The organism is Mycobacterium sp. 1274761.0 (assembly GCF_001668615.1).
Taxonomy (GTDB): domain Bacteria; phylum Actinomycetota; class Actinomycetes; order Mycobacteriales; family Mycobacteriaceae; genus Mycobacterium.
This window is the reverse complement of record NZ_LZMC01000014.1, coordinates 1-1,910: the sequence shown is the minus strand read 5'-3', so window position 1 is coordinate 1,910 and position 1,910 is coordinate 1. Positions and strand designations below refer to the sequence as shown.

Annotated in this window: 1 protein-coding gene; it reads left to right on the top strand. The window is 67.1% G+C overall.

The annotated features are described in order from the left end of the window. A partial coding sequence (locus A5651_RS01820; RefSeq protein WP_156662513.1) for an amino acid adenylation domain-containing protein occupies positions 1–1,910 on the top strand: 1,910 nt, incomplete at both ends.

Sequence of the window (1,910 nt, the reverse complement as noted above, 5' to 3'; positions counted from 1 at the left end):
TGCCGGCGGACACCGAATCGGCGCGGGTGGATTTGACGTTTTCGTTGGCTGAGCGGTGGAGTGAGGCGGGCGATCCTGCCGGCATCGGTGGGGTGGTGGAGTTCCGCACCGATGTGTTCGACGCGGCGAGTATCGAGACGCTTATCGCGCGGTTGCAGCGGGTGGTGGTGGCGCTGACTGCTGATCCGTCCCGCAGGTTGTCATCGATCGATGTCCTTGATGAACACGAACACACCCGTCTTCGTGCCATCAGTAATGGGGCGGTGTTGAGTCAGCCAGTGCCGGCGCCGGTGTCGATTCCGGCGTTGTTCGCTGCGCAGGTGGGCCGGGTGCCGGATGCGGTGGCGATCAGCGACGGGATGCGGTCGTGGACCTACCGCGAGCTCGATGAGGCCGCCAACCGCATGGCGCACCTGCTGGCCGGTTATGGGGTGGGTGCCGGGCAGCGGGTGGCGCTGGTGATGGAGCGCAGCGCTGAGGCGATCGGTGCGATGTTGGGGGTGCTCAAGACCGGGGCGGCCTATGTGCCGTTGGATCCGGCTCATCCCGATGCCCGGATCGGGTTCGTGGTTGCTGATGCTGCTCCGCAGGTGGTGGTGACCACCCAGGAGTTGCGGTCGCGGTTGGCCGGTCATGACGTGGTGGTCGTGGATATCGATGATCCCGTTATTGATGACCAGCCTGCTACGGCGGTGCCGATGGTGGCCGCGCCGGAGGATGTCGCGTATTTGATTTACACCTCGGGCACCACTGGTACCCCCAAGGGGGTGGCGGTGGCCCATCGCAATGTCACCGGGCTGTTGGAGACGTTGGAGGCTGAGGTGCCTGCGGCGGGGGTGTGGTCGCAGTGTCATTCGTTGGCGTTCGATTTTTCGGTGTGGGAGATCTTCGGGGCGTTGCTGGGTGGGGGCCGGTTGGTGATCGTGCCCGATGCGGTGGTGCGCTCGCCGGAGGAGTTGCACGCGGTGCTGGTCGGTGAGCAGGTCAGTGTGCTCAGCCAGACCCCCTCGGCGTTTTATGCCCTCCAAGCCGCCGATGCGCTGGCTCCCCAGCGGGGCGATCAGCTCAAGCTGGAGACGGTGGTGTTCGGCGGCGAGGCGCTCGAACCGTCCCGCTTGGCACCGTGGTTGAGCAACCATCCGGGGTTGCCGCGGCTGGTGAACATGTATGGCATCACCGAGACCACGGTGCATGCCTCGGTGCGTGAGATCACCGACGCGGATGTCGACACCGCGGTCTCCCCGATCGGGGTGCCGCTGGCCCATCTGGGCTTCTTCGTGCTCGATGGCTGGCTGCGGCCGGTGCCCGCGGGGGTGGTCGGGGAGTTGTATGTCGCCGGCGCGGGGCTGGCCTACGGCTATGTCGGTCGGGCTGGACTGTCGGCGTCGCGGTTTGTGGCGTGTCCGTTCGGTGGTGTCGGGGCGCGGATGTATCGCACCGGCGATCTGGTGGCCTGGGCTGCTGATGGGCAGCTGCGCTATGTCGGGCGCGCCGATGAGCAGGTCAAGATCCGCGGCTACCGCATCGAGTTGGGCGAGATCCAAGCCGCGCTTAACGCCCTCGACGGCGTCGAGCAGGCCGCCGTCATCGCCCGCGAGGACCGCCCCGGCGACAAACGCCTGGTCGGCTACATCACCGGGACCGCCGACCCGGTCGGCCTGCGCGCCGCGCTGGCCCAACGACTGCCCGGCTACATGGTGCCCACCGCAGTGGTCGCCCTTGACACCCTGCCCCTGACCGTCAACGGCAAACTCGACACCCGCGCCCTACCCGCACCCGAATACACCGACAGCGACCACTACCGCGCCCCCGCCACTCCGACCGAAGAAATCCTGACCGGCATCTACGCCCAAGTCCTCGGACTCAACCGCGTCGGAGTCGACGACTCCTTCTTCGAACTCGGCGGCGAC